The organism is Phreatobacter sp., assembly GCF_051860605.1.
In the GTDB taxonomy this organism is placed as follows: domain Bacteria; phylum Pseudomonadota; class Alphaproteobacteria; order Rhizobiales; family Phreatobacteraceae; genus Phreatobacter.
The window spans coordinates 147,581-173,687 of the sequence record NZ_JBHYDR010000010.1 but is presented as its reverse complement, the minus strand read 5'-3'; the positions used below and the strand labels follow the sequence as shown (position 1 = coordinate 173,687).

General features: G+C 63.2%; 24 protein-coding genes and 2 pseudogenes. 6 read left to right on the top strand and 20 right to left on the bottom strand.

Going from position 1 to position 26,107, the window contains the following annotated elements; all coding sequences use genetic code 11:
• Nucleotides 1-2: 2 nt before the first annotated feature.
• The 6 genes from ACTIFS_RS17475 to ACTIFS_RS17450 form a co-directional block, all read right to left on the bottom strand.
• Complete coding sequence (locus ACTIFS_RS17475) at nt 3-449, bottom strand: DUF2285 domain-containing protein (protein ID WP_439575418.1); 447 nt, start codon at nt 447-449, stop codon at nt 3-5.
• Between the two features lie 4 nt (nt 450-453).
• Nucleotides 454-768 (bottom strand): transcriptional regulator domain-containing protein, encoded by a 315-nt coding sequence (locus tag ACTIFS_RS17470; RefSeq protein WP_439575397.1) that lies wholly within the window; start codon nt 766-768, stop codon nt 454-456.
• A gap of 118 nt (nt 769-886) precedes the next feature.
• The gene (locus ACTIFS_RS17465) at nt 887-1,150 is read right to left on the bottom strand and encodes a DUF2285 domain-containing protein (RefSeq protein ID WP_439575396.1); all 264 of its coding nucleotides are present in this window, start codon (nt 1,148-1,150) and stop codon (nt 887-889) included.
• 120 nt (nt 1,151-1,270) lie between these two features.
• A complete protein-coding gene (locus ACTIFS_RS17460; RefSeq protein WP_439575395.1) occupies nt 1,271-1,513 on the bottom strand; it encodes a helix-turn-helix domain-containing protein in 243 nt (80 codons plus the stop codon).
• Nucleotides 1,514-1,696: 183 nt separating this feature from the next.
• Nucleotides 1,697-2,023: a DUF736 domain-containing protein gene (locus tag ACTIFS_RS17455; protein ID WP_047630848.1), complete on the bottom strand. Its 327-nt coding sequence runs from the start codon at nt 2,021-2,023 to the stop codon at nt 1,697-1,699.
• A gap of 561 nt (nt 2,024-2,584) precedes the next feature.
• A complete protein-coding gene (locus ACTIFS_RS17450) occupies nt 2,585-3,028 on the bottom strand; it encodes a hypothetical protein (protein WP_439575394.1) in 444 nt (147 codons plus the stop codon).
• 167 nt (nt 3,029-3,195) lie between these two features.
• Between ACTIFS_RS17450 and ACTIFS_RS17445 the strand changes: the two genes are divergently transcribed.
• On the top strand, nt 3,196-3,318 hold the full coding sequence (locus ACTIFS_RS17445) for a hypothetical protein (protein ID WP_439575393.1): 123 nt from the start codon (nt 3,196-3,198) through the stop codon (nt 3,316-3,318).
• A 355-nt stretch (nt 3,319-3,673) separates the two neighbouring features.
• Here ACTIFS_RS17445 and ACTIFS_RS17440 read toward each other — a convergent pair.
• The 4 genes and pseudogenes from ACTIFS_RS17440 to ACTIFS_RS17425 all read right to left on the bottom strand — a co-directional run.
• Nucleotides 3,674-3,826 (bottom strand): annotated as a pseudogene (locus ACTIFS_RS17440) (DUF2493 domain-containing protein); the annotation flags it as partial.
• Nucleotides 3,827-3,828: 2 nt separating this feature from the next.
• On the bottom strand, nt 3,829-6,003 hold the full coding sequence (locus ACTIFS_RS17435; protein WP_439575392.1) for a molybdopterin cofactor-binding domain-containing protein: 2,175 nt from the start codon (nt 6,001-6,003) through the stop codon (nt 3,829-3,831).
• 12 nt (nt 6,004-6,015) lie between these two features.
• Nucleotides 6,016-6,483, bottom strand: a complete 468-nt coding sequence (locus ACTIFS_RS17430; protein ID WP_439575391.1) for a (2Fe-2S)-binding protein — start codon at nt 6,481-6,483, stop codon at nt 6,016-6,018.
• A gap of 114 nt (nt 6,484-6,597) precedes the next feature.
• Nucleotides 6,598-7,551: an aldo/keto reductase gene (locus tag ACTIFS_RS17425; RefSeq protein ID WP_439575390.1), complete on the bottom strand. Its 954-nt coding sequence runs from the start codon at nt 7,549-7,551 to the stop codon at nt 6,598-6,600.
• Between the two features lie 173 nt (nt 7,552-7,724).
• Here ACTIFS_RS17425 and ACTIFS_RS17420 point away from each other — a divergent pair, with 173 nt between their 5' ends.
• Nucleotides 7,725-8,624 carry an AraC family transcriptional regulator gene (locus ACTIFS_RS17420; protein WP_439575389.1) on the top strand — a complete coding sequence of 300 codons (900 nt, stop codon included), beginning with the start codon at nt 7,725-7,727 and terminating at the stop codon, nt 8,622-8,624.
• Between the two features lie 250 nt (nt 8,625-8,874).
• On the opposite strand, the gene ACTIFS_RS17415 is transcribed toward ACTIFS_RS17420, so the two are convergent.
• The 4 genes and pseudogenes from ACTIFS_RS17415 to ACTIFS_RS17400 form a co-directional block, all read right to left on the bottom strand.
• Nucleotides 8,875-9,798: a DUF2493 domain-containing protein gene (locus ACTIFS_RS17415; RefSeq protein ID WP_439575417.1), complete on the bottom strand. Its 924-nt coding sequence runs from the start codon at nt 9,796-9,798 to the stop codon at nt 8,875-8,877.
• A 314-nt stretch (nt 9,799-10,112) separates the two neighbouring features.
• A complete protein-coding gene (locus ACTIFS_RS17410; protein ID WP_439575388.1) occupies nt 10,113-11,150 on the bottom strand; it encodes a DUF7146 domain-containing protein in 1,038 nt (345 codons plus the stop codon).
• A gap of 70 nt (nt 11,151-11,220) precedes the next feature.
• Nucleotides 11,221-13,344, bottom strand: a pseudogene (locus ACTIFS_RS17405) (ParB/RepB/Spo0J family partition protein).
• Nucleotides 13,345-13,517: 173 nt separating this feature from the next.
• A complete protein-coding gene (locus tag ACTIFS_RS17400; protein WP_439575387.1) occupies nt 13,518-14,711 on the bottom strand; it encodes a DUF932 domain-containing protein in 1,194 nt (397 codons plus the stop codon).
• Between the two features lie 251 nt (nt 14,712-14,962).
• On the opposite strand from ACTIFS_RS17400, the gene ACTIFS_RS17395 reads away from it, so the two are divergent.
• From ACTIFS_RS17395 to ACTIFS_RS17380, 4 genes are read left to right on the top strand one after another with little or no spacing between them, the layout of a single operon-like run.
• Complete coding sequence (locus ACTIFS_RS17395; protein WP_439575386.1) at nt 14,963-16,810, top strand: ATP-dependent nuclease; 1,848 nt, start codon at nt 14,963-14,965, stop codon at nt 16,808-16,810.
• Nucleotides 16,807-18,516 (top strand): UvrD-helicase domain-containing protein, encoded by a 1,710-nt coding sequence (locus ACTIFS_RS17390; protein WP_439575385.1) that lies wholly within the window; start codon nt 16,807-16,809, stop codon nt 18,514-18,516. Before ACTIFS_RS17395 ends, ACTIFS_RS17390 begins: the two co-directional genes overlap by 4 nt.
• A 14-nt stretch (nt 18,517-18,530) precedes the next feature.
• The gene (locus ACTIFS_RS17385) at nt 18,531-19,073 is read left to right on the top strand and encodes a hypothetical protein (protein ID WP_439575384.1); all 543 of its coding nucleotides are present in this window, start codon (nt 18,531-18,533) and stop codon (nt 19,071-19,073) included.
• On the top strand, nt 19,070-19,762 hold the full coding sequence (locus ACTIFS_RS17380) for a hypothetical protein (RefSeq protein WP_439575383.1): 693 nt from the start codon (nt 19,070-19,072) through the stop codon (nt 19,760-19,762). The genes ACTIFS_RS17385 and ACTIFS_RS17380 overlap by 4 nt, the downstream gene beginning before the upstream one ends.
• A gap of 77 nt (nt 19,763-19,839) precedes the next feature.
• On the opposite strand, the gene ACTIFS_RS17375 is transcribed toward ACTIFS_RS17380, so the two are convergent.
• The 6 genes from ACTIFS_RS17375 to ACTIFS_RS17350 form a co-directional block, all read right to left on the bottom strand.
• Nucleotides 19,840-20,910: a hypothetical protein gene (locus ACTIFS_RS17375; RefSeq protein ID WP_439575382.1), complete on the bottom strand. Its 1,071-nt coding sequence runs from the start codon at nt 20,908-20,910 to the stop codon at nt 19,840-19,842.
• An 88-nt stretch (nt 20,911-20,998) separates the two neighbouring features.
• Nucleotides 20,999-22,063, bottom strand: a complete 1,065-nt coding sequence (locus ACTIFS_RS17370; protein ID WP_439575381.1) for a BsuBI/PstI family type II restriction endonuclease — start codon at nt 22,061-22,063, stop codon at nt 20,999-21,001.
• On the bottom strand, nt 22,060-23,850 hold the full coding sequence (locus ACTIFS_RS17365; protein ID WP_439575380.1) for an HsdM family class I SAM-dependent methyltransferase: 1,791 nt from the start codon (nt 23,848-23,850) through the stop codon (nt 22,060-22,062). The genes ACTIFS_RS17370 and ACTIFS_RS17365 overlap by 4 nt, the downstream gene beginning before the upstream one ends.
• Entirely contained in the window at nt 23,847-24,419 is a 573-nt protein-coding gene (locus ACTIFS_RS17360; RefSeq protein WP_439575379.1) for a recombinase family protein, read from the bottom strand. The genes ACTIFS_RS17365 and ACTIFS_RS17360 overlap by 4 nt, the downstream gene beginning before the upstream one ends.
• 514 nt (nt 24,420-24,933) lie before the next feature.
• Nucleotides 24,934-25,722 carry an SDR family oxidoreductase gene (locus ACTIFS_RS17355; protein WP_439575378.1) on the bottom strand — a complete coding sequence of 263 codons (789 nt, stop codon included), beginning with the start codon at nt 25,720-25,722 and terminating at the stop codon, nt 24,934-24,936.
• A complete protein-coding gene (locus tag ACTIFS_RS17350) occupies nt 25,719-26,048 on the bottom strand; it encodes a nuclear transport factor 2 family protein (RefSeq protein ID WP_439575377.1) in 330 nt (109 codons plus the stop codon). The genes ACTIFS_RS17355 and ACTIFS_RS17350 overlap by 4 nt, the downstream gene beginning before the upstream one ends.
• Nucleotides 26,049-26,107 lie beyond the last annotated feature (59 nt).

Genomic DNA, 26,107 nt, shown 5'->3' with positions numbered 1-26,107 from the left:
GATCAGCGGGAGCGGCGCGGACGGCGGAGCAGCGTGCGGTAGCCGCCGCGCACGTAAGACATGCCGTCGCGCGCAAGCCGGGCGATCGTTATCCGAACCGGGCTTTCGACCCACGTCGCGGCATCATGTTTGAGGTTGGGAAAGAGTTGTTCGGCGATCTTTCGGTAGCTCGCGCTCGCCAACCGGGCGTCGAAAACGCGGAGCATCAGGCGTGCCCGGTGACGGCGCTGCGGTGTGAGGCGTGGATCGGGCGGCACACGCTTTCCGAACATAGCCTGCCAGAGACGCTCGATGGCGATCAGTCGGTCCAGCGTCAGTTCGTCGAACATGACGAACGCGCCGAGGGGACGACTATCATCGGCATCGGCGAGGACGACGTCGTAGGGCTCGCCCCGTAGCGCAAGCCGGATCAAAGCCGCATCGTGCTCGACAATGGCATGGGCCTGCAGATCGTCAACGCGGACGCTGAGATCTCCCGCTGGGCTCGGCCCGGCCGTGAACGGAAGCGTCGCCGGATCGGTTTGCGGGGTCCAGAAGATCGGCTGAAAGAGCGCGGACTTGCCAGGGGCAGCGGCGAAATCGCAACCCCCATTGTTCAGCGAATTCCCGGGAGACATCCTCTGTCAGCCGGCCGTTGGCCAGCAGTTCCTGATAGGATTTTCTATATTCGGGATTGCGACGCAAGAACTCCCAGGCAAGATCGCCGGGCGTCAATTTGTCAATATAGTCGTAGGCGGCTTCAGACCGCCAACTTTCATCCTCGGACATCCTCCACCGCCTCTACGCAATATTTTACAACGCGAGTTGCGCAGCGGATACGATTCCCGGTTGAATTGAGCGCGGGAAGAACGAAGTGGCCGCAACGTGATGCGGTTTGTGCATCACCTCAGTGCAGGCGGCCCTGAAGCAGCTCGCAGAAGCCGCTGGTGGTCATCCATTTCGCGCGGTTGAGATGGCTCGTGTAGATGCGCTGAGCGCGCTCGGGTTCGGCCTTGGCGTCGAGACCGAATAGGAGTTCGACGACCTCACGCCAATCGGCGCTTTCCGCGTCGGCATCGAGCAGCCGAACATAGAGCTTCAGATGCGCCTCGTCATAAGCGGTCAAAGCCGCGCCGGCCGGCGGTTGATCAAGAAAATCGTCTTTGGTCACAACATCCCCCGATCGCGAGATGTATCCAAACTGGAGGAGAATGTTAACGATGAATTCATCGGAAAAATGACGCAAGGCCCTGATGCGGGAAGATGTGGCAACGCCACGATCTGTCGAACGTCAGGTTTCCTTCTTTGCATCAACGAGCAGCACTCCCTTGCCCTGATCGGAGTTCAGGAAGACGATGCCCGCGTGCTCGAAAGCCCTTCTCACCTCATCGCGCGTACTCTCAAAGACCTCGAGGCCACTGGCGGATTCGAGGCGCTTAAGCGCGGTCAATGAGACCCGGGCCTTGTCAGCGAGCGTCTCCTGTGTCCAACCCAGCAACGCGCGTGCGGCCCGAAATTGTCGGGCGGTGATCATGCATGATCACCTCCCACACGGACCTACGCGTACGCCAAGACTACGACTATAATAGTCGTTCTTGGCAGGATCTTCCAGCCGGAAGTGGCTGTTTGGGCTCTCTACAGTCGATTGGGCCGCAACTGATTCGGTCGCCGCAGAGCCGAAGGCCCCGGCCTTCCGGCCGGGGCCTCGCGCGGGGCCTCAATCGCCCCGCCGCCCGTTGGGGCGGGACCAGATCAGCGAGAAGGTCTCGCCTTCCTCGTCGTCGAAGAGGTTGGCATAGATCGGGGCGTTGAAGCTCGGATCGTCCAGCTTGAGGCCCAGATAGTCGCGGCCCTCGTTGGAGCGCTTGGACCAGGCGGCACCGATCTCGGCGCGGCCGACCAGAACCCGGTGGCTGGGGGCGTTCTCACCGGTGGCGCGCTGGTCGGGGACGATGCGCACGTTCTTGGCCTGGACGCTGAGGGTGACGATTTCGCCGGTGAACTCATTCGAGCCGGTCTTCTTGAAGGTGCCAATGGTCGCCATTGTAAGTCTCCGTTTTCCGTTCCCGAGCCCGCACCATTGCGGCCTCGATGGCGATCGGCAGGCCGGAGGCGATCGACGGCGCACCCCGGAGGGGCCTGACAGCCAAGGAGGGCTTTCTTGTCTCGCGAGGAATGGCGGCGCAGCCGGCAGGGGAAGAAAGTTTGACGCGGCTGTTGCGTCATAGGCGATCGAGGCGCAGCCGGTCTTCGGCCAGATCAGGCCATAGAAGAGCCGTTTGGAGCGGTCGAGGCACGGTCAGATAACGGAGAAGATGGCGGCGGTCCCGCATCGGCAAACCGGCGTCACCGCAGTCTCACCGGCTTCGTTTCCTCCGGCCGGGCATCAGCGCTGCATTGTGACCCGCCGCCGCTAAATGGCAAATCGCCACGCCGGCTGTTCGGTGTGGCGCCAAGAGATGGTCCTGACACGGCCACCGCTCCAACGAGAGCCGCTTTCCTGGGCCGGCGTCGATCCGCGCTCCACGCTTCATCCCAATCGCCTAAGACGACGTCGGCGACCGCTGCCATCGCTGGCCTCGCCCGCCAACGGCGATGACGATGATTAGGCTCGCGCGAGATCCCGGCCAGAAGGGCCCGGGGCCGCTACTAGTCCTGCAACCCGAACAAAGGCGGTGATGCCGACCGCGATCGCACTAATGACGGAGAAGGTGATCTGCCATCCGGCGGACGGCATGAGGTGTTTCACAATGCCATGCGTGGCGTGGAATCCAGCAATCGCCGCCGGCGCGACGAAGGCGATGGCTACGAGGAGCTTTAGCCACATCGGCCGGACGAAGGTGATCAGTAGGTAACCGGCCGCTAGCGTGAGGGCAGCGGCGACGGCCCCGACGAGGACCGCGCCGGGGATGCCGGCGCCGGTGCCGTGCGCCCAGGCGCCCGCGGTCACGCCGACGAACGCCAGCAGCGCGAAGACGGCCAGCGTGAACAGCAGCCAGCAAAGCAGGCCGATGGCTGCGAGGGATGCAAGTATTGCGAGGATGATCATGGTGGTGGACTCCGTGAGAAAAAGTCTGACGGTCGCGCCTCCACCACCACCACCACGGCGCGCTCGAACTATAGCTGAAAATCGGCTGCACGGGGAGCGGAAGTCGCGTGCGACTTCCGCGCGGCGGCGCCGGTTCGCCCCGGTTGTGGGGCGAAGGGATCGATCTCATGGACGATCGCGGCCATGTCGCCGTCGTATACTCGCTGGCAGGCGTCACCGAGAGGGTGCTGTCGCCGGCTTGGAAGATGACGATGGCGGTGATCAGGCTGGTGGCGAGGCTGAAGGCATAGGCGTGTGCATCGTTGAAGGACATCGATCCGGCTCCTGTTATGAGCGGAGGACCATCCCCCGCTGACAGGCGCCCGACGTGTCGGACTGAGCGCTGCAATCACCGCACAGGCGCAGCCGCAGCGGCGGCATGCTCGCATAGCCGACCCTTTATGGGTTGATGGCGTCAGGCGATCAGTCTGACCAAGGATCAGCGCAGAAGAGAGGGGGGTGCTCGGCGTCGAAGGCGCACAGGTCGGCCTCGGATCGCGCTAGCCAGCGAAACGCTCGAACAAGAAAGGTATAGCCGCTCTCAGTTATCGGCTGACCGTGAGCGATCAGGATTTTCTCGGTGGGCCATCCGTGACGTCGGCGGCCGATCTGCGGGACGTTGCGGTTCTTCGCCCAGAGCGAGGCGATTTTTTCGGCGCCCTTCGGTGGCTTGCCGTGGATTAGCACCATGTCGGGATGCTTCTCGTGGACCTGTTCTAGCTTGGCCCAAATTAGCCGATGGTCGTCATAGTCGAGCCCGCTCAACTACCAGTCTGCAAGTCGAGGTTTTTCAGCGGCAGCTGCCGCACGCGCTTGCCCGTGGCGGCAAAGATCGCGTTCATAACCGCAGGAGCCGCCACAGCAATCGTGGGCTCGCCGACACCGCCCCAGAACCCGCCCGATGGCATGGCGATAACCTCGACCTCCGGCATCTCGTCGAGCCTGAGCACGTTGTAGGTGTCAAAGTTCTGCTGCTCGATGCGGCCCTCTTTGACCGTGCACTCGCCGTAGAGCAAGGCGGAGAGGCCATAGACGAACGAGCCGGAGACCTGAGCTTCCACCTGCTGCGGGTTGACGACGTGACCGGGATCGGTCGCCGCGACGATGCGGTGGATCTGCAGCTTGCCCTGGGTGACCGAGACCTCCGCGGCACCGGCGACGTAGGCGCCAAAGCCCATGATCTGGGCGATGCCGCGATGGCGGCCAGCGGGTGCCGGGGTGCCCCAGCCGATGCCTTTCGCCGCCGCCTCGAGTACCGCGAGGTGTTTGGGATGACGGTTCATCACCCGGCGGCGAAACTCCAGCGGGTCAACGCCGGCGGCCTGCGCCAGCTCGTCCATGAAGCACTCGAGATAGATGGCGTTCTGGTTGAGGTTAACTCCGCGCCAGGCCCCTGGCCTCACGTGCGTATTGCGCATCGCGTGGTCTATCAGGAGGTTCGGGATCGTGTAGCCGATCGCCATCTCGCTGCCGTCCGCAACCAGGCCCTGGAACACCAGGGGATCACCATTGGCGCTCATCAGGTTGGGCATCGCGTAGTGGGCGATGGATTGCCCAGAGATGCGCATGTGCAGCGCTTCGAGATTGCCCTGGGCGTCCAGCGAACCGCGCAGGCGGCACTGCGTGATCGGATGGAATCGACCCTGCATCATGTCCTCTTCGCGGGTCCACATCATCTTCACTGGCGTGTCGGGGACTTGTTTGGCGATGAGGGTCGCCATCCGCACGTAGTCGCTCTGCAGCCGGCGGCCAAAGCTGCCGCCGATGCGCATGGTATGGATCTCGCACGCCTCGGGCGGAACGCCTGCCGCGGTCGCCATGATCGCGAGCGCCGCCTCGGCCATCTGGGTCGGTCCCCACATCTCGCAACGCTCGGGGGTCCAGCGCACGGTAGCGCACAGTACCTCCATGGGTGCGTGGTTCTGGTAGGGATAGCTGTAATCGGCCTCAATGATCCGCGACGCCTTCGCGAGCGCGGCGCGGGCATCGCCCTGGCGGTTGCCGATGAAGTTGGTTTCGGCGGTGAGACCCCCCTTCAGCTGCGCGGCAATGGTCTCGCTGGAGACCTTGGCGTTCTCGCCCTCGTCCCAAACGATCGGCAGCGCTTCGAGCGCGGTCTTGGCGCGCCAGAAGGTGTCGGCGACCACGGCCACGGTTTCATCGTCGACCTTCAACACATGCCGTACGCCGCGCATGCCGGTGACTTTGCTGGCGTCAAAGCTCACCAGCTTACCGCCATGCACGGGACAGGCCTTCGGCAGCGCGACCAGCATGCCTGGCATTGTGAAATCGGTTCCGTAGACCAGCGAGCCGTTGAGCTTGTCGGCGGTGTCGAGCCGCTTGAGCGGCTTGCCGGCGATCGTCCAGTCCTTCGGATCCTTCAGGGTCACATTGGTCGGCACCGGTAGCTGGGCTGCGCGCGTGGTCACCGCGCCATAGGTCACGCTGCGGCCGGTGCGCGCATGGGTGACCAAACCGTTGGCGCCGGCGCATTGGGACGCGGGGACGCCCCACGCTTCGGCTGCAGCCTGCACCAGCATGACGCGCGCGGTGGCGCCGGCCATGCGGACGTAGTCCTGTGATCTGCGGATCGCGGTTGAGCCGCCGGTGGCCATGTCGCGCCAGGGCCGGTTGCGGCGGCGGTTCTCGCCGGGCTTCACCAGCTCGAATCCGACATCTGCCCAGTTACAGCCGAGTTCCTCGGCAATCAGCTGTGCCAGGCCCGTAAGCGCGCCCTGTCCCATCTCCGCGCGCGCGGTACGGACGATGACCTTGTTGTCGGGCTGGATGACGATCCAGGCGTTGACCTCGCGGTCGGCCGTCTGTGCGAGCGACTGGCGCGGACCCGAGAGAGAGAACGCCAGCGTGAACGCACCGGCTGCCGAGGTTGCCAGGAACGCGCGGCGGGTGGGCGATGGGAGGGTGGTCGTGTTCATGACGGGCGCTCCTTAGCCACGGTTGGCCGCAAGACGGGTCGCCGCCAGCTTCACGCCGGCGAGGACGCGCGGATAGGTCCCGCACCGGCAGATGTTGCTGATCTCGCTGCGGATCGCCTCGTCGGTCGGGTTGGGGTTCTGGGCGAGTAGGGAAGCGGCCGCCATGATCATGCCGGTCTGGCAGAAGCCGCACTGCGCGACGTCGAGCTCTGCCCACGCCTCCTGAACAGGATGGGGTTTCTCGTTGCCCAGGCCTTCGATCGTGACGATCTTCTGGTCCTCGGACACCGCGCTGGCGGGCATCGCGCAGGAACGCACTGCGCCGCCATCGATATGCACGGTACAGGCGCCGCACTGGGCGACGCCGCAGCCATACTTGGTGCCGGTGAGACCGGCGTGCTCCCGGATCACCCACAACAGCGGGGTATCGTCCTCGACGTCAAAATCCACGATTTTGCCGTTGATGTTGAACTTGGCCATGCGGTTCTCCCAACCGTTGCAAGCGTCAGTTTAAGGCGTTCAGGCTTTGCGGATCGGCGTTTATGCTGGCGCGCTCGCCGGCATTGGGCATCCTTCCGTGAACGCCCCTTCGAACTACATTTCTTGTTCCCACCAGCCGCGGGTGTTCACGTTAGCGGCGTCAGCGAGAGCCTCCAGTTCGACAATGTCGTCGCTGGTGAGCGTCATGCGGGTGGCTCGGACCAGGCCATCGATGTAGTTGGGCCTGGTGACGCCGATGATCGGCGTCGCGCCCTTGGCGATGGCCCAAGCTGTCGCGACATCAGGCGCTGCTGCACCGTGGCTTTGGCCGATCAAGGCGAGCTTGTCCGTCAGGGCCTTCAACTGAGGCAGCATGCCATTGTAAGCCTGCGCCCGGTTGGTGCCTTCCGGCAGCGGGTTGTCCGGACTGTACTTGCCGGTCAGGGCGCCCTGTTCCAGAACCATATAGGCGAAGAACGGGATGCCCTGGTTGCGGCAGTAGTCCAGGATTCCGGCATCCTCAGGGCTACGGTAGACAAGGCTATAGTGGTTCTGGATGGCCTCGACCCGGAACCCGGCTTCGCCGAGGATCTGGTTGGCTTGCTTGATTTCGCTCAGGTTGTGATTTGAGACGCCGACATGTTTGACCTTCCCGTTTTTCAGCAACGGGATCAGGTGCGGAGTCCAGCGCGCTACGTCGGCTGGATTGTGGATCCAGTAGAGGTCGATGTAGTCGGTCCCAAGGCGGGTCAGGCTCTGCTCCAGCATGTCCGTCACCGGATCGTCGCCGGCTCCCGCGGCCTGCGGGGTGAACTTCGTGGAGAGCTGATAGTCGCTGCGGGCGAAGCGCTTCAACACTTCCCCGAGTACGGTCTCTGAACGGCCCATGCCGTACACGATGGCGGTGTCCCAGAGAGTAAGTCCGGCCGCATGTGCCTTGTCGGCCACCTCTTCCAGGCCAGCCTGAGTCATCGGGCTGCCGAAGTAGCCGTCGCCAGTCTCGCCGCTGTCACCCCAGGCCCAGGTGCCCAGTGCGACTGCGGGTATCTTGAGATTATCTATTGCCATGTTTGTCCCATACTTGTTCTGCGGCCAGGGCCTGCTGTGACCCCACGCGTCCCAGACATTGTGATACGCGGGAGCCCAGACCGTTAGCCTGATGCGCCGAGATTTCTGCCCGATCCTCCGGGACGCTGCGGTTTCGCGTTGCCGCACTTCCGCGCGCGTGAGATGGTCGGCTCATGGAAACACTGAAGGAAATTTCTGCGATAATCGCTGGGTACGTCTCGAAGGATGGCTTCCAGGCCACCCCCATCGAACGCGTGACGCTTGTTCGATCCTCCACGGTCACGATGCCGATGCCGAATGTTTACCGGCCGCAACTGTGCCTCGTCGCGCAGGGGCAGAAGGAGGTCACGCTGGGCGACCGCGTATTCAGATATGCACCGGGGCGCTATGGAGTCGTGACTTACGACCTACCCGCTGTCGGCCATGTGGTCCAAGCGACGCCTGACAAGCCCTATCTCTGCCTCAACCTCGATTTCGATCCGGTGATGCTGGGGGACTTGGCGTCGCGCGTGCCGCCGCCACCGGGAGCACCATCGCCGCCCATAGGCAAGACGGTGTCCGATGCCGGCGCCGGTCTGCTCGACGCGGCGCTGCGCCTGCTGCGCCTGCTCGACGATCCGGCAGCACTGCCCGTGCTTGGGCCGCTTGCCGAGCAGGAAATACTCTATCACCTGCTCGCCGGCCCGGACGGCGCCAGGATGCGTCACATCACCTCTGGCCAGGGTAGAGTGGCGCAGGTCGGCCGCGCCATCGCCTGGATCGGGAAGAACTTCCGGGAACGGTTCAGCATCGAGCGGCTTGCCACGGAAGTAGGCATGAGTCCGTCGAGCCTGCACGAGCATTTTCGCGCCGTGACGGCGATGACACCGCTGCAGTTCCAGAAGCAGCTCCGGCTGCAGGACGCGCGCAGTCTGATGCTAGTCCAAGACATCGATGTCGCGACTGCCGCCTTGAGCGTGGGTTACGAAAGCTCATCGCAGTTCAGTCGCGAATATCGCCGCCACTTTGGAGAACCGCCTGCGCGCGACATAGCACGCTTACGCGCTTCGCCGGACTTGGCAGTGGTAGCTTGAGTTCAGCTTACCGACGTCGGCGTACCAACGTTTAGCTAATTACAGCAATGTGAGGTGGTCCCGGAGTTTTGGACAGGGGCTAAGATATCCTGAACGCGAAGAACGGACGGGAATGAAGATGACACGAAAGCGCTATTCGGGTAAAGATTCGCCCGTGCGCTTCCATTCGTAAGTAAAAGAGAAAGCGGGCGTGGCCCGGCGCGAGCGCGCGTGGCAACACGCTAAGTGTAGGTCGGGAGACAGGCGGCGCTCACGCGCCGCCGAACTTCCAGACCGGGATGCCGAGCTTCCTGGCCTTGTCGGCGAGGTTGTCGTTGATGCCGGTGCCGGGGAAGTGCATCACGCCCTTGGGCAGGATTTCCAGCATCTCGTCGTTGCGCTTGAAGGGCGCTGCGCGGCCGTGCTTCGTCCAGTCGGGAGCGAAACCGATCTGCGGCACGTTCCGGTTCGTCGCCCAAAGGGATGCGATCTTCTCCGCGCCCTTCGGCGACTTGCCGTGGATCAGCACCATGTCCGGGTGCTTTTCGTGCACCTGGTCGAGCTTGGCCCAGATCAGCCGGTGATCGTTGAAGTCGAGCCCGCCGGTGACGAGAATTTTCGGACCAGCGGGAAGAAGGATCGTCTGCTCAGCGCGCCGCTTTGCCGCCAGGAAGTCGCGGCTGTCGATCATCGCCGAAGTCAGATTGCGATGGTTGACCCTTGACCCGCTGCGCGGAAGCCAGGTCTTGCCGACGTGGCGCTCGTAATGTTCGGCCGCCTGGTCGCGCATCAGCTCGAAGGCGTTCTGACGTTCGATCAGGGTCTGCCCCTCGGCGATATGGCGCTCCAGTTCGACCGCCTTCACTTCGCTGCCGTCCTGTTCACGCTGTCCACGGCGTTGCGCCTGCTCGTTGTCGTCGAGTTCGCGCGCGATCCGGTCGGTGGCGCGGTGAAAGACGTTGACAGTCGACCAGAGGAGATCATCGAGGTCGGGTTCGAGGCGAGTGTCCTCCAGCGTCCCGATCAGGGCGTCGAAGATGTCGGCGATCGCCCCTGCGACTGCATTGCCATCGGGGAGAAGTCGCTGGTCTGGTTCATCCTCGAAGGGACGGTAGCCGTGGAGCTGGAGTTCGTGGAGGACATGGTCCGTGGGAGATGAGGCGTGATGCGGTTCGAAGTCGTCGTGCTCGCTCATGGGATGCTCCGTCGGTTGGACCGCGACCGTCGCGGCCTTCATGGCGACGAAAGCCGGCGGGCGGGCCGGCCCTGCACCCGGAGCGCAGCACAGGGCTGGAGCGTCAGCGGAGGATGGCGAAGGCCGACGATTTTGCTTCGCGATGGAAAGGCGCGGCAAGCGCCGCCGGAAAATCGTCGGCCGCAGCCATTGCTGGGCAGGCCCGTTTGCTGGCCGATCGCCCTCTCGAAGGCCGAGGCGCGGTCCCCCTCTGATGGTTGGTGCATCCGCGCGAGCATGACGACGCACCGCTGTTGCCGTTCTGGCGTGCCGGGCTATGCCGCCAGCGCCATGAACCTTGCGACGTCCTGAGGTGCGATCTGCATCCGCGACCGATGCCGGAGATGCTCGATGCCCAGGGCGCGGAGATCCTCGTTGAAGTCGCCGAGCGCCGGCGAGATGACGATCGCCTCGATCCCGACAGCGTTGGCCCGTTCGACCAGGCTGTCACGCGCACCGTCACCCGCCGGATCATTGTCGCGCACGATGTAGAGCCGTCGCAGCGTATCGGGGAACAGGATGGCGGCGAGATGTGCAGCCGAGAGCGCCGCCAGCATCGGCATGTCGGGAAGCACCTGTCGGAGCGACAAGACCGTCTCGATGCCTTCGCCGGCCGCCATCACCTCGCCGCCGATGCCGAAGCGCACCGCGTTGCCGAGCAGGTCGCCCATGGCTCGCCTCGGCGTGTCGATCGGCGCCTTGTCGCGCGATCGGGGATCGAGCCAGGTTCGGTGCGCGCCCGTGATCTTGTCGTCGAGATCGGTGACAGCGGCGATCATCGCCGGCCATGTCTCGGTCGGCGCGTGCTCGTCGGGCCGATAGTAGCAGCGTGGGTGGAAGCGGAGGTTTCCGGTTCCTCGCAAATCCGTAATGCCGCGTTCGCGTAAATACGCTTGCACGATTGTGCCCGTTATCGGCTGCGACATGCCGATCAGACGCCGCGCTGCTTCCGGCGAGCCGCTCGGTGCCGGGCGTCGGCGCTCCTGAAATCGTGGCTCCGGCTCGGCTAGTGGCATGCTGAGGAAGGTCCTGGCTTCGTCGGCGACGTCCTTGAAGTCGATCAGACCGCAGCTCTCGCGGATGACGTCAAGAAGGTCGCCATGTTCTCCGGTCGCGGCATCGGTCCATTTGCCGGCGGCGCCTTTGCCGCTGTCGCCGCCCTTCAGCCGCACGAACATCGAACGGCCAGGCGTGTTGCGCGTATCGCCAACGAGCCAGTAGCGGCCTTCGCGGTGGCCGTTGGATAGATAGTGGCGACAAACGGCCTCGGCCTGAGCCGCCAGCCGTCGCGCGAGGTCTGTGGCGGGTTGCATCACTGACTCCGAGATGAAAAATGGGCCCGCCGTTGCCGGCGGGCCCTCGGGGGACGTGTTGCTCCTTCGGCTATTCAGCCGCGATCACATGCATGTCGATCTCGGCCGGCTCATCTTCGATCTGCGGCTCGGTTTCCGCCATGGCCGTTTCGCCGCCATCCTCCGCCGTATCTTCGACTTCACGGCCGCCGGACTGGCCAGTCTCGACGGCTGATACGTCATCGACCGCGGTGACGAGGTGGCCGGGCGTGCGCAGCGGCTCCGGCAACCAGCCGGATCCGGCGAGCAGTTCCCGCGCCTTTTCGGCCATGTCGCCCTTCTTGAGGTGCTCGATACGATCGCCAGCACGCGTGCCCTTCGCCTCGCGCACCGACGCGAGAATGCGCGCCTTGGTGACGCGACCGAGATAGGTGTCGATCGTCGGCTCCCATCCGGCCGCCACCATGTCGAGATCGACCGCCTGGGCGAGCTGGTCGGCGTGGGCGAGCGCGCGGGGCCGACGATTGTAGGCCTCATAGATCGCGTTGACCGACAGCGACACGCAATGGGCAAACAGGCTGTAACGGCTGTCGCCGTCGAACGCCTGCAGCGCTTCCCACAGATCGCCAGGCTCCTTCGGAAGCGCCGCCACCCAGGTCTGATGGCGGCCATCGATCGCCGAGGCCAGGCTGCTGTCATTCAGTCCTGGCGCCTGCGCGCCGAAATTGACGCTCTTCAGGTCGAGCTCCAGGCAGGTGTCCGAGCCATAGTGATAGAAGGCCCGAAGCGTGAGCGCATGGAGCGCAGCGAGGAAGGCGACATCGGGCTGCTCGCCGAGCGCGTGGCGCAGGGCCAGCGTGCGATGGGCGGTCAGCTCAGTCATCAAGCGGTCCGGGATCGGCTTCAAGCCATCGTCTTCCTCGGAGTCTGCCGCAGTCTCGATGTCCGCAGTGAGGTGATCGTCTTCATTCTCCGCGCGCGCCGCGATGACGTTGGCGCCGCCTTGGATATCAGGACCAGCTTCCGGCTCGATCGGGCGTTCGTCCTCGGGGCGGACATAGCCACGCTCGACCCGCAGCTTGCCCGACCCGTCAATGCTGACGAAGGCGCCGGCGTGCGCGATCTGTTCGGGATCGAAGACCATCGGCCGATCGTCGAGCGCGCTGATTGCGGTCTCGATCTCACCGAGCCGTTCGTCCACCTCGTCGGGCAGATCCTCGGCGTCGGCATAGGCTTCCTCCAACGCGTCCAACTCGGCTTGCAGGGCATTGCGGGTGGCCTGTTCTTCCTCGGTGAGAGCGGGCTGCTCGCCACGGAGGTGACGCAGGCCGTAGGTGTGTCCGTAGGGGAAGTCCGGCGCCACATCGATCCACTTCCATCCTTCGGAGGAGATGGCTTCGGACTGCTCGCGCAGCTTCTCGGCCACCAACATGTCGAGGAGGCCGACATCCTGCAGCCAACCGCCGTCGTCGCCCTGGAACAGGTCGTGCATGATGATTCCGCCAGCTTCGGCGTAGGCTTCCGGCCCGACAAACTGTGCACGCTTGTCGGCCGCGCGGACCGCGCCCTCGGTGAGCATCCGGCGGATGAGATGCGGTTCCTTGCTATAGGCCTGCGCAAGGCGCTCGAAGACTTGCTCCTGCCGCTCATGGTCGCCGTTGACCGTGAACGCCATGAGCTGATCGAGCGTCATGCCGTCGGCGGCATAGACGTCGAGGAGTTTGGGCGAGACCGACGCCAAACGAAGGCGCTGCTTCACGACCGACACCGAGACGAACTGGTTGGCGGCGATCTCTTCTTAGGACATGCCCTTCTCGCGAAAGGCCAGGAAGGCCCGGAACTGATCGAGCGGATGCAACGGCGCGCGCTGGATGTTTTCGGCCAGCGAATCCTCCTCCGCCATGCCGCCTTCGCGGATGACGCAGGGGACGGGCGCGTTCTTGGCGAGGCGCTTTTGCTTCACGAGAAGTTCGAGAGCACGATACCGGCGCCCACCGGCCGGAATCTCGAACATACCGGTCTCATTGCCGTCGGCGTCGCGCACCGGCCGAACCGTGATGCTCTGCAGCAGCGTTCGCCGCGCGATGTCCTCAGCCAGCTCCTCGATCGAGACGCCGGCCTTGATCCGCCGGACGTTCGCCTGGGAGATGACGAGCTGGTTGAAGGGGATGTCGCGCGACGACGACAGGGTGATTTTCTTCGCAGCAGTAGCCATGGGGATGTACTCCGCGACGGGCGCCGTGAGACTCTCTCTCAGCCCTAAACCCGTCACGGAGCGAAGCGCCGCCCTCTTCCTCTAAAGGGGGCAGCACCACGAACCGGCAACCGGAAAGACACGGAAGCGCAAAGCCAGAGACGCGGAAAACCGCATCCCCGGCTTCACGGAAGTCAGGCCGCTCGGTCGAGCAGCTTCTTCGCCTTGGCCTCCATGTCGAGGCGGGCGTCCTGATGCGGCTTGTCGCGGGCCACGGCGGTGATGCCCTGCACGAAGTCGAAGATGCTCTCGGGCGGGCGGCCTTCCTCGGCCAGCACCGTGTCGATGATCTTGCCAGCTTCGGCCTTGGAGAAGCCGCGACGACGCAGGAAGTCGGTGCGGTCCTCGTCGGTTCTTGCCACGATCCGCTCGCGGGCCGCCCTGATGCCGTTTACGAAAGGCATGGGCGACGAGTTGGCGAAGTTCAACAGCGCTGGGGCAGCCTCATGGGCGAACCGGTTTGCGGCGTACTTGCTGTGGCGGATGGTGATTTCCTCGAAATCCTCCACGCCCCACAAATTTCGATTTTGGCAGACAGCGCGGAGATAGAAGCTCGCCATGCCAAGCGTCTTGGCGCCGACCTCGGAATTCCAGCAATAGAAGCCCCGGAAATAGAGGTCGGGCGATCCGTCCGGCAGTCGGCCGGCCTCGATCGGGTTCAGGTCGTCGACCAAGAACAGGAAGACGTCGCGATCGGAGGCGTAGAGCGTCGTCGTGTCCTGGGTGATGTCGACGCGCGGATTGTAGACGCCGGTCGACCAGTCGAGGACGCCCGGCACCTTCCAGCGCGTGTCGCCCGTGCCGTTGCCGGCGATGCGTTGCACGGCTTCCACCAGTTCCGCGTCGAATATCCTCCCATAATCCGGGCCAGTGACGGCGCGCAGTTCCATGCGGCCGTCATCGGTTTCCAGCGTCTTGATCTGCTCGGCGCGATTGGAGGTCAGGCCATATTGCAGATTGATCGCAGCGAGCGGCGCGGGAAGCTGGCGCAGATAGGCTGCCGGGGCACCGACCAAGCTCGCGAGTTGGCCGAAGCTCCAATGGGTCGGCGCGATGGGAGTATCCGTGCCGGGCAGGGTCAATGCCAGCCGTTCCGGGTCGCTGCGGTTCGCCTCGACATGGATAAGCGCGCTTTCCACCACGCGGGCCCGGCTGCGATCGGCGCGGTCGCGCACTGATCGCCCCAGTTCGGAGAGCGAGAGGTAGCGTTCGTCGGCCGGACGCGAGAACCACTCAGACGAGACGCGGCCGACGCGCTCGCCGCGGCTGACATCCACCTTATAACCGCCGGTCGTGTCACGGCGCGCATCGAGAAGTTGCATGTTCATGGGACCAATCTCCGCGACGGGCGCGGGAGCCTCTCTCCCAGCTATTCACCCGTCACGGAAACCAGTCCGCACTCTCACTCTCGGGGGGCGTTGCGGGGCCTCCCCGCAGAAGGGGTCGGTCGAGACCTTGGGCTCGGCCGCAGGGGAAGGCTTTCCCCCTTTTGATAAACCGGTGGAAACTCAGCAGGATTGCTGCTGATATTTGCGCTACAACTGCAGGAACAGAGAAATGATTTGGGGGTGGAAATGAAATGCGCGTTCGGCGACTGACGATTACGAATTTCCGCGGCATCTCTCAGGGCAGTGTAGATTTCGCCGGCCATACGCTTCTGGTGGGTGGCAACAATATTGGAAAGTCGACCGTGTGCGAGGCGCTCGACCTCGTCCTGGGACCGGAGAGGCTTTTTCGAAGACCCGTTATTGACGAGCACGACTTCCACTGCGGCCGATATTTGGCGCCGGACGGAATCCCCGTCGAAATCCGCATTGAGGCTCTCCTTGTCGATCTCTCCGAAGAGGCAACACGCCGGTTCGGCAGTCATCTGCGCCGGTGGGACGATCAGGCAGGCACTTTCATCGACGAAGGGGAGAACGGGCTCGACCAGGCCGACGCGCCTGGCGCGGTCTGGGCCCTGCCGCTGCTGTTCGTCGGCCGCTACGACCGGGACGAGGATGATTTCGTCGGGAACACCTTCTTCGACCATCCGACCAAGGAAGTGGATGCTCTCGACGAGGAGACCGAGATCAAGCTCGGCCAGGGGCGCGTTCCGTTCACGCGCGTGCATAAGCGGCTTTGCGGCTTTGTGTTTTTGCGGACCCTTCGGACGGGGTCCCGAGCGCTGAGCCTGCAGCGGGGCTCGTTACTCGATTCTGTCCTGAAGCTCGGCGGGGCTGGCGCAGTCGAGATGTGGCAGGACACGCTCGGACGGCTGCAGGCGCTCGACCCGGCAATCGGTGAGATCGAGCAGTTAAAGCACATTCGCGCCGAAGTCCGGTCGCGCATGGGCCGCTTCGTCAACCTCGCGCCAGGCGATAATTCCACGGCGTTCTTCGCGTCGGATCTGACCCGCGAGCATCTGCGCGAGGTCGTGCGCCTGTTCATCGCAGCACAGCCGGGGCAGCATCTCGTGCCGTTCGGCCGGCTCGGCACCGGCTCGATCAACCTATTGGTCTTCGCGCTGCTGACCTTCATCGCTGAGCTGAAGGACAAGCAGTCTGTGATCTTCGCAATGGAGGAGCCGGAGATCGCTCTGCCGCCGCATACGCAGCGCCGTGTCACACGCTTCGTGCTGGCCGAGATGGGGCAATCCATCGTCACGTCCCATTCGCCCTATGTGATCGAGCAATTCGATCCGGCGCAGATTGTCATCCTCAACCGCGACGAAGGTGGTGCGCTGACGGGCCAGCCAATCGACGCTCAGGCGGTGAAGCCGAAGACGTACCGGACCGAGCGGCGCCAGTTCGCCGAAGCGATCCTGAGCCGGGCGGTGCTGGTGGTCGAGGGCTCGACCGAGGCGTCGCTGTTTCCGGTCGCATCTTCGATCATGGAAGACTCGCTGCCTGCGGACTCTTACATGCATTTCGATCTTGCCGGCGTCAGCGTCTTCGACGCCGGCGCGGACAATGCAGTGCCGCGTCATGGCCCGATTTTCTCGGCTCTCGGCAAGCTCGCCTTCGGCTTCTACGACAAGCCGAACGCCGCGTTTGGTCAGGATTCCCTCGACAAGCTGAAGAGCTACACCCAGGTCTGGGAGTCACCCGAGAAGGGGATCGAGAACGTCCTTATCAAGCAGATGCCGATCGCGGTCGTGCGGCGCTTTCTCAACGAGGTGAAGGATCGGTCCGATTATCCCGCTGTCGGGGCCTATGATCCGGCGGCCGGCGATGCCGACGTTGCGGCGCTGGCGACCAAAGTGCTCAAGGCCCGCAAGGGCGAGGCTTATGGCTATGCGGCGATGCTGATCGCGCAGTGCCAGACCGCGGCGGAACTGCCCGCGACGATCCGCGAGATCCTGGAGGCGATCCATAAAACGCTCAGCGCCGTGCCCGAAGACATTGCGGCACCTGTGCCTGGCGATTTCGAGGACCTGCTGGGATGAAGCTGGAGCTGTGCGACAAGCGAAAGGCGATCATCGCGCAGGCCGGGCACCTGCTGGTGCTCGGTGGACCGGGCTCAGGCAAGACGACGATCGCGCTATTCAAGGCACAAGGCCGATTCGCGACGCTTAAGCCCGGTCAGGAAGTTCTGTTCCTGAGCTTCTCTCGCGCGGCGATCCGTCAGGTCCTCCTACGCTGCAAGGAAATCCTGACGCCGAGCCAACGCCGGGCCGTCGTGGTCCAGACCTACCACGCTTTCTGCATGGAGATGCTGGAAGCACATGGGCGGCTGTTGCATGGGCGGCCGGTGCGTTTTCTTTATCCCGGCGAGGAACGGCTTCAGAAGTCCGCGTTCGACGGGGACTGGAGCGTCGAGCGCCAGCGTCAGGCAGCAGAAATGGGGCTTTATTGCTTTGACCTTTTTGCGGCGGGCACGGCCGATCTGCTCGAAGGGTGCGCGGCGCTACGCGGGCTGGTCGCTGATCGGTTCCCGATGATCATCGTCGATGAGTTCCAGGACACCGACGACAATCAGTGGCGGATCGTGCGGGCGCTCGCCCAAGTGACCGACGTGTTCTGCCTGGCGGATCCCGAGCAACGGATCTTCGATTATCGGGACGACATCGATCCTCGTCGGCTGGACATTCTGCGCGAGGCTGTCGCGATTGCCGAATTCGATCTCGGCGGCGAAAACCACAGGAGTCCGAACGCCGGCATCCTCCAGTTTGCCGATGCGGTGTTGCGCAATCAAAGTCCGCTGCCGGTGACACCTGACGTCAAGCAGGTGAGCTATTGGGGGAACGCGTTCCCCGCGACGGTGCATGCGGCGGTGATCTGGACGTTCAGCGCGTTGCGAAAAAAAGGTATCGAGAAGCCGAGTGTCGCGGTGCTGTCGCGGAGCAACTCGCTGATCTCCGACCTCTCGGTGATCCTTTCGGAACCTCACACCTACAACAATCAGCCGCTCTCCGTCATTGAGCATGATGTTGTATGGGATGCGGAGCTATCGGCTGCGGCGGCAATCGTCGTCGCGTCGATCCTGGAGTGGCCGACGGGGCCGGCTGCGGAGAGCTTGGCGCGGACACTTCGGGTGATCGCCGGCTTCTACAAGCTGAAGAACGCGGAAGAGCAAACCAACACAGCAGCCGAGAACGCTCGCAAATATGACGAGGCTGCGGCCAAGGTGGCGAAAGGTGAGGAACCGCGGATCAAGGCCGCGAAGGCATTGGTCGCCGCTCATGCAGCCGGTCTCGCGTTGATCGGCGAGCCGGTGGCGGACTGGAAGGCGGCGCGTCGACTGCTCCAGGATATTCCCGCGCTCAGCGAGCTGTTCCGTGAGGTGCGGCTTGTCCGCCTCTTCAGGGCGACGGATACTTTGGCGTCGGGGCTCGGGGAGCGCTGGCTCGTTTCAAGCAGTTATGCGGGCGCGAGCGATCTCGTGAAACGCATTCTCGAGCAGGAACGCCTCATCGCTGCCGAGCGCGACTCTCAGAGCGGCTGCATTCTGATGAATATGCACAAGGCCAAAGGCAAGGAGTTCGATGGCGTCGTGCTAGTGGAAGGCGCCTTCAAGTCGGGCTTCTTCGACGAACGCACCGAGCAACCCCCGTTCGAGCGCAGCCGCCGCCTGTTGCGGGTAGGGCTGACGCGGGCCCGGACCCTGGTGACGATTGTCCGGCCGCAGAACGCCCGGGCGATGGTCGACTAGACGTTGGGGGCGGCATGGCGACGGAGACCACAGGCACGGGAAAATGGACGCAAGCGGGCGTGCCGCACAAGGGCTGGACATGCGTCGATATCGAGGAGTTGGAGGAGCAGGATCACCTCTGTGAGATGTGCGAGGCCCGCCACGTCCGCTTCGTTCATGTCATGGAGCATCCACGCTACGCGGCCGCGCTGCGGGTCGGGTGTGTCTGCGCCGGTCACATGGAGGAGGACGTCGCCGGCGCCCGCAAGCGCGAGGCCGGATTTAAGGGCGAGCGAAACCGTCGCAGGCGCTGGCTGAGTCGCGACTGGCGGATATCGACATCCGGGAACGAGTTCCTGAACACCAACGATGGCTTCAACATCGTCGTCTATCCAAAGGGATCGATCTGGGGCGCGCGGGTGGAGCATCGCGCCAGCGGTTATCAGCGTACCTCGAAGCTGCCCTATCAGACCCAGGACCAGGCGAAGCTCGCCGCGTTCGACGCAATGATCGGCATGAAGCACAGCGAGCCTTGGCGGCGACCATCGGTTCAAAGTGACCGTGGAGGCACTGCATGAAGGCCGATCCAGCCGAGATCATCCGCCTTCTATCCAAATTCACCGGGCCAGATTTGACCCACACACTAGGGCAGATCGAAGGGGCTGTGCGAGGTGTGTCAGCTGATGACTGCGACGCCTTCTTGGAAGGCGCCGGCGCCGGACGGGAGGTGCTCGCCGCCGCTGGGGAAATGAAGCGCCTTGCTGGTCAAATCAATGTCACGATCCACGCTCTCGGCATCTTGCTGTGCTTGCCGCATATTCTGGACCCGGGTGAGAAGGTTGAATATGTTTCGCTTGGTGCCGGCAACACCGGGCGGGAATTCGACTTGGAGACAAACCTGCGGGTAGCGGAGTTCAAGTTCATCCGCTGGCGGGGCGGTGCGGAAACGATCCGCCAGAATTCGATCTTCAAGGATTATGTGCTGCTGGCGGAGAGTCCGACGCCCAAGCGCAAGTATCTCTATGTTCTCGGGACACATCATGCGCTCAAGTTCCTGCATGGCGGGCGTGCTCTGAGCAGCGTCCTCAGCCGGAATGACAAGCTGCAGAAGATGTTCTTTGATCGCTTCGGAGACAGGTTTCGGACGGTGCGGGAGTACTATGCTGCGCATGCTGGCGTTGTACGGATTGAGGACGTTTCCCCGTGGCTGTCGGAGTTGGCCGAGGACCTCCTCGACGAGACTCTATTAGAGGAGGCCACAGGGTAGTGGCCGGTCGCATTAGGCTCGAGCAGCAGGTTGTTCGGCGGAATAGAGGACTGGTTTCCAGTCATCCGCCATGGCGCTCACTCATACGGTAGCTCGCCCAGGAGGCCGATCATCAGATCACCGTCGTAAAGCGAGAATGGGATCTCAACGTAGTGGTCGGGATGGCGTGGCAAGGCCCGCCCGTCGTTCGGGCCATTTTTGGTATGGCCACACACCTGTTCGCCGTCTTCCTTGATGTAAGGCAAAATTACCAAGCGCCCGTGGTTGGTCGATCGGATCGTGCCTTCCTTCCAGATGGTCGCACCGTCGGATTCCCGCGTCGACGAGGTCTCTTTGACCTGCCAGCCGATTCCTCCATCCTCCTCGTACCAGAAGACGATGCCGTTGGAGACCAGCACCCGCTCGCCGCGCGCTAAGGCTTCAGCAAGCAGCCGTTGGACGCTCGCGAGCTGGAGCAACTGGTTGGCGCGGGGAAGAAGGATTTGGCGAATTTTCGCTTTTGCTTTTCCCCAATGCGCGTCGGCGGGGAGATCAAAGCCATTCGCGATCTTGGCACGCTCAGCGGTCATCGCCGCCTTCTCGCCGGCGATATAGGGTTTTGACCAGACGCCATCTAATCCTCTGTACAGAAGCACCTGGGTCCAACGGCTATTCGACCTACCGACCTTGGCAAGCCTCAGATAGGGCATCTTGCTAAGCTGTTCGGCGAGATCGTGGCGGTAGTGCTCAGACTCTGGCGCGAGCATCAGCGACGCGGGTTCTGGCCGTTCGTCGGCCTGGTGCCGGCGTAAGGCCTCCGCGAGCATCAGCGCCTCCTCATCTTGAAGGCGTTGTTTAGACTGGAGAGCTTTATTGATCTTTAGCTCCAGCGATCGTTTGGCGACGGGGTTCATCTCGCGAGCGGCGAGCGACTGTTTCAAGGTCGGATTGAGCGCGTTTGCGGCGGCGATCGCGGAGGGCTGATCGGGATAGTGATCGGCGAAGACCGCGTCGTTTTCACCTGGAACCAGACGTTCTCGCCAGATCGGGGCAAGTTCACCCTTATCAACGAGCTCTTGCATGAACCAGCGCTCGTGCAGGGGCCGATAATGCGGCCAGACCGCGAGAATGATGTCAGAGGAGCGGTTTAGGTCGGTCCATTTTAGCATTCTATCTCCGGCCGACTGGGGACATCTGTATTTCTATCGTTTCGTTCAGGATGAGCACGGTTCTGTCTGGCACATACTCAGGAAACCGCTAACTGCCTTCAATCGGAAGCGGCTTGCCGCTGAAGACGATGAGGCTGTCCGGCTCGGATGCGAACCACGCGTAGCTGCCCCAAGCGAGGCTGCTGACCGTCTTGCGGAAGGGCTGTCCCGCACGATCAAGATAAGCCGTCACGAAGGCGACGTGCTCGGACGGAAACCCGGCACCCTCCGAAATCTGGAGTAGGGCGGCCTTACGTGCCTCGTTAACCGGCCCATCGGTGTGCACCACCTCGATAAAGACAAGCAAGGGATGGGAGGGACCCAAGTCAACAAGAACGATATCTGGTAAACTCTTGTCGGCCGGGATCGTGAGGCCGATGGCCTTGGCCAGCTCGTCATCGCGCGCGACAACCTTGTTGCCGCTCTCGCTCAAGGCGATCACACCAGGCTTCCGAAGGAATTTCGGGGCAAAGACCTCGATAACGGCTTTTGAGATGTCCGCGCTGGGACCAGTGGTCATTCGGCGGGTTTCGCCGTTCGGAAACGTAACGAGTTCATAGTCTCCGCCGCCGGCCGCGCCTTTGCGGACGATAGCGATACGGGCCAGCGCGCCCGCATTTAGGTGCTTTGCCCGCCAGGCGGCCGCCTTTGCAATGAACGTCGCTTCATCCAGGTCGGGTGCCAGCAAGGCCGCGAAATCAGACTGCAGTGCATACCGCCCGGCCGGAGACGTCGTCGACAGTCCAGGCCGCTCGATCACGGCGCCGTTCTGAATAAGCGCATATCGGATCGTGTCATCGCGGATCGATTCCCGCGTGTTGACGGCATACCAGCGGCCCGGCACGTCCGCCTTGCTCGGCCGGATCGATGCCTTCGCCCACTCGAGGCGCGCGTCGTCGCTGGCTTGTCCGGCTTGCTGATCGGTCATGCGCGTGACCTGATCCGGGCGTATCCAGTTGCCTGTTCCTTCCACCGCGCCGGCGTAGATCATGACGAAGATGGTTTTCGCCGATATCTCCCAAATCGAGCGATCACGATTGGCCGACCCTTCCGGAAAAATTACCGGTAGGCGGGCATGAATTTCGCCCCAAGATAGAAGCGGCGGGAGGCTCATGCTTTGAGTCCGTAGAGGCCGCGCAGAGCCTTTTCGATCGCGGCCCGCGTCGCGCCCTGGCGGACCAGCCGTTCGATCGGGGCCATCGCAGAAGCCTGAGGAAGAGGGATGGCCTCTAGCTCGAAGGCGGAAACGGCGACGCTCCCGCTAATGCAGCGGAACACCTGATCGACCGTTTCGCTGTTGAGCACTGCGGCTACCGCAGCGGGCGAGACCTTCGGCGTGCCGATCGCGCGCACCATGTTGAGGTGGTTCTCAACGACCACGCCACCATGCGCCTCAATGAATTCCTGCGACAGCTCAGCCGCGATGAGGCGACGCTGCTGCTCTTTCGCGGTGGTTCGTTGGACGAGCACACAGCTCCGGTCGACAACCAGCCATTCATCGCCCTTTTCGGGTTTGAAGAAAGGAGCGTGGTTCTTCTTGTCGGCGCGGAATACGAAGCGGCCGTCGGCAGTCACAGCTTCCGCCCAGATGAGAGGATGAAGGCCCCGACCAGCTCTGGCGCGCATCTGTGGCTTGAAGCGATTCCATACGAGCGGGCCCGTCGAAACCCCATAGCCCCAATCGGCGAGCCGGTATGGCAGATCTTCCGCCGCGGCGATCAGCGCCACGTGAGCCGGCTCCCGGGGAGCGAGCCAGGGTGCGGTCGCGTCGGTGGGCAGGCCCACCTTGCCGTTCTTCGTGAGCCGCGCCTGCCGCTCGCTGTCGACGTTGAGGTAATGGACTTGGAATCGCGTGCGGGCGCCGCCCTTCTGATAAAGGGCGAGGAGCGTTTCCTGCAGCACGTCCTCAAAAACGCCCTTGCGCGCATGGACGAAGTCGATGGCGACGGGCGGGGCTTCCTCGGCTAGCAGTTGCCTTAGCGCCGCGTAATACTGCCCGCCCAGCACACTCGTTGGCGTGAGGTAAGCGATGACGCCGCCGGGCCGTGTCCATCGCAGCGCGATGTCCGTGAAAACACCATAAAGATTGGCATGGCCGTAAAGGCTACGAGCATAACGGACACGCTGCGCGGCCGTCAGTTGTACCCGGCCATAGGGTGGGTTACCGACAACGAGATCGAAGATCGCATGCGCCTGCTCCTCCAGCGTGTCGCACACCTTGATGAATACGGGAACCTCGCGGCCGCTGGCCTGTGCGAGGTCGGAAAGAGTAATCTCCAAGGCGGCCTGCGAGAGGGAGGCTGCGTGAGGGTCCAACTCCATGCCAGAAAGCCGTGTGCCGAGTTGGGCGAGGATGAAGGCCGGTTCGCTGCCTTCTAGGCTCGCGCGCATCCTTGCGGCCGCTTCCAGAAGGAAGGCGCCGCCGCCGCTAGCGGGATCGAGTACGCGCGCCGTTCTCCAATCAACGCCGCCCTCAGTTGCCAAATCAAGAAGGCGCTGAGTCAACGCAGCGGGTGTGTAGAACGCACCAAGGGAGCTGCGCTCCTTGCCGGGGAGCAGGGTTGTGTAGAGGCTGGTGAGGACATTGCAGCCCTCCGTGACAGGCAGGGCGGCAGCAAGGCGGCCCATGGAGTCGGCCAATTGCTCCGCCGTGGTATCCAGCTTGCCCTTCGTGATCGCGAATGGGGGGCTCAACTTCGCCCCCGGGGCGACTTCCTCGGCGAATATCTCTAGGGCGGCGCGAGCGAACCTCGCAGCGTAGCCGGTGCGTCGTGTTTCCGGGATAGTCTCAGACCACGCGCGTGCCATTATCCGCGCACGGGCCAATTCAATACGGATCGGCTCCAGATCCAGAGCCTTGGATTTGCTGCGCGTATTCGGTTTCGACAGCGCTACGTTCATGCTGCTTGGCCCCCACCCGCATGTTGAACGTCGAGTGCGCGATAAAGCGTCGATCGCCCGACCTGCAGCGCACGCGCAATATCCGCCGGACGTTCGCCAGCCTCCAGCAAGGCGCGCGCACGTCTCACCTGCTCGGCATTCATCGCCTTACGGCGCCCGATTTGGACGCCGCGCATGCGCGCCGCTGCCAGTCCGGCTTTTGTGCGCTCTGCAATCAGCGCCCGTTCAAATTCGGCCAGGGAGCCCATAAGATGAAACACGAGGCGACCGCCATCGGTCGTCGTGTCGATGTTCTCGGAGAGAGATTGGAAGCCGCAGCCCTTGTCGCCCAGTTCTTGAACAATGGTGATGAGGTGGGAGAGGGAGCGGCCGAGGCGGTCAAGTTTCCAGACCACGAGAATATTGCCGGGGCCGCACCGCGCCAGCGCTTGGTCGAGACCAGGGCGCTTGGTTGACGCGCCGGAAACTCGATCTTCGTAAATCTTCTTGCAGCCGGCAAGGCGCAAGGCGCGGCGCTGAAGATCCAGGGTCTCGACGTCGGTCGAAGCTCGCGCATATCCTATTTTCATGCGCCTGTTCTGGGACAGCGTTTCGGGACTCGCAAGCATCAGATTCTATTTGCCCCCTAAAGCGTCCCAAAAACGGTCCTTTTCAGGACGGTGTTGCTGTTTCGCAACGCGCATGAGAACATAGCATGAACAAGAGTACAGGTCTATAGCCCAGGGGTGAAGCTGGCTTTTCACAACGGGGGAATAGGGTAGAGTCGGCAGTTGAACGTGTGTTGATGAAGTATCATTCAGCTTCCGTGCTGGACGATAGTCCCCGAAACCTCGATTCATGGAATAAGCCGAAAAAATCCAATGATTTCAAAAGCGGCGTTTTTTGACGGGGTAGCTGACGGTATATGTCAGATGCGAATATTTTTTTCTGTTCGTTTTCAACGGATTATGGAGGCGATTGATAATCGAGTGGGAATGAGGGATACAGGCAGCGGCATCAGCTTTGGCTCGGTGGTGGTTTTCGCCGTTGCCCGGTCGCCGCGTCCCGACGTCCGCCAGCGGGAGCGGACGCCAGGGCCACAACTCAGACGGTCTGAACGGTGCCACCGTCGATGACGAACTCGGCGCCATGGATCGCAGCGGCGCGCTCCGAGGCCAGGTAGGCGATCAGATCGGCGACCTCATGGGGTTCGGCCGCACGGCCGATCGGGATGCCGCCAAGACTGTCCAGGACGACCTGCCGCGCCTCCTCGATCGTGCCGCCATTGGCTGCCTGCAGACGCCTGAGCAGGTCGTTCGACGATTCCGTCATGATCCAGCCGGGGGAAACGGTGTTCACGCGAACGCCTTTCGGACCCAACTCCTTGGAGATCGACTTGCTATAGGTCCTGAGCGCGGCCTTGGCCGCGGCATAGGCGGTGGTCGATTGGGGAAGCGGCAGGACCGACTGGATGGAGGTGACGTGCACCACCACGCCATTGCCCCGTTCGATCATCTGCGGCACCAGAAGGCGATCGAGACGGACCGTGGCCAGAAGATTGAGGTTCATCTCGGCAAGCCAGTGGTCGTCGGTCAGGGCGACAAAGCCGCCGCCCGGCGAGGCCGAGCCGCCGATCACGTGGGCGAGGATGTCGATGCCGCCCAATCGCTCGAGCGCCACCCTGGCCATCAACTCGCCGCCCGCAGCCGTCGTCAGGTCCGCCTGCACGAACTCAACGCCTTTGATCGGCTCCACGGAAGCGCGGGCGGCCGTGATCACGCGGGCGCCGCCGGTCCGGAAGCGGTCGACGGTCGCGCGGCCCAGACCCTTGGTGCCGCCGCTGACGAGCACACGCTTTCCCGCAAACTCGCTCGGATCAGCCTTGAAGGTCATAGCGTGATCTCCAGGGCCCTGATCGCGTCGTGTTCAAGCGTGAAGCGATAGGTGAAGCGGATCGGACTGCCCTTGAAGTCGCCATGGGCAGGGCCTTCGGCCACGACCTGACCATTCTCCTGGCGGACGGCAGCCGGCGTGAAGATCGCCCTGACGGGGATCACCTCGTTTTCGAACAGTTGCCGCAGTTCGGCCTGACCCTCGAACCGCTTTCCGTTGTCGAGGATGACCGCGTCGCGGGTGAAGGGTTCCAACATGCCGTCCACGTCGAGACAGGCATTCGCCTCGACGTAGTCTGCGATGGGTTTGGGCAGTTCGATGGGCATTGCTCGGCTCCTTGATGGTGACCGGGCCAATCTAGGGATCGACATTGAACGCGATAATC

Coding starts and splice junctions, on each gene's coding strand:
- ACTIFS_RS17470 (WP_439575397.1), bottom strand. CDS start 768: ATGTCCGAGGATGAAAGTTGGCGGTCTGAAGCCGCCTACGACTATATT.
- ACTIFS_RS17460 (WP_439575395.1), bottom strand. CDS start 1,513: ATGATCACCGCCCGACAATTTCGGGCCGCACGCGCGTTGCTGGGTTGG.
- ACTIFS_RS17455 (WP_047630848.1), bottom strand. CDS start 2,023: ATGGCGACCATTGGCACCTTCAAGAAGACCGGCTCGAATGAGTTCACC.
- ACTIFS_RS17450 (WP_439575394.1), bottom strand. CDS start 3,028: ATGATCATCCTCGCAATACTTGCATCCCTCGCAGCCATCGGCCTGCTT.
- ACTIFS_RS17445 (WP_439575393.1), top strand. CDS start 3,196: ATGGACGATCGCGGCCATGTCGCCGTCGTATACTCGCTGGCAGGCGTC.
- ACTIFS_RS17435 (WP_439575392.1), bottom strand. CDS start 6,003: ATGAACACGACCACCCTCCCATCGCCCACCCGCCGCGCGTTCCTGGCA.
- ACTIFS_RS17430 (WP_439575391.1), bottom strand. CDS start 6,483: ATGGCCAAGTTCAACATCAACGGCAAAATCGTGGATTTTGACGTCGAG.
- ACTIFS_RS17425 (WP_439575390.1), bottom strand. CDS start 7,551: ATGGCAATAGATAATCTCAAGATACCCGCAGTCGCACTGGGCACCTGG.
- ACTIFS_RS17420 (WP_439575389.1), top strand. CDS start 7,725: ATGGAAACACTGAAGGAAATTTCTGCGATAATCGCTGGGTACGTCTCG.
- ACTIFS_RS17415 (WP_439575417.1), bottom strand. CDS start 9,798: ATGAGCGAGCACGACGACTTCGAACCGCATCACGCCTCATCTCCCACG.
- ACTIFS_RS17410 (WP_439575388.1), bottom strand. CDS start 11,150: ATGCAACCCGCCACAGACCTCGCGCGACGGCTGGCGGCTCAGGCCGAG.
- ACTIFS_RS17400 (WP_439575387.1), bottom strand. CDS start 14,711: ATGAACATGCAACTTCTCGATGCGCGCCGTGACACGACCGGCGGTTAT.
- ACTIFS_RS17395 (WP_439575386.1), top strand. CDS start 14,963: ATGCGCGTTCGGCGACTGACGATTACGAATTTCCGCGGCATCTCTCAG.
- ACTIFS_RS17390 (WP_439575385.1), top strand. CDS start 16,807: ATGAAGCTGGAGCTGTGCGACAAGCGAAAGGCGATCATCGCGCAGGCC.
- ACTIFS_RS17385 (WP_439575384.1), top strand. CDS start 18,531: ATGGCGACGGAGACCACAGGCACGGGAAAATGGACGCAAGCGGGCGTG.
- ACTIFS_RS17380 (WP_439575383.1), top strand. CDS start 19,070: ATGAAGGCCGATCCAGCCGAGATCATCCGCCTTCTATCCAAATTCACC.
- ACTIFS_RS17375 (WP_439575382.1), bottom strand. CDS start 20,910: ATGCTAAAATGGACCGACCTAAACCGCTCCTCTGACATCATTCTCGCG.
- ACTIFS_RS17370 (WP_439575381.1), bottom strand. CDS start 22,063: ATGAGCCTCCCGCCGCTTCTATCTTGGGGCGAAATTCATGCCCGCCTA.
- ACTIFS_RS17365 (WP_439575380.1), bottom strand. CDS start 23,850: ATGAACGTAGCGCTGTCGAAACCGAATACGCGCAGCAAATCCAAGGCT.
- ACTIFS_RS17360 (WP_439575379.1), bottom strand. CDS start 24,419: ATGAAAATAGGATATGCGCGAGCTTCGACCGACGTCGAGACCCTGGAT.
- ACTIFS_RS17355 (WP_439575378.1), bottom strand. CDS start 25,722: ATGACCTTCAAGGCTGATCCGAGCGAGTTTGCGGGAAAGCGTGTGCTC.
- ACTIFS_RS17350 (WP_439575377.1), bottom strand. CDS start 26,048: ATGCCCATCGAACTGCCCAAACCCATCGCAGACTACGTCGAGGCGAAT.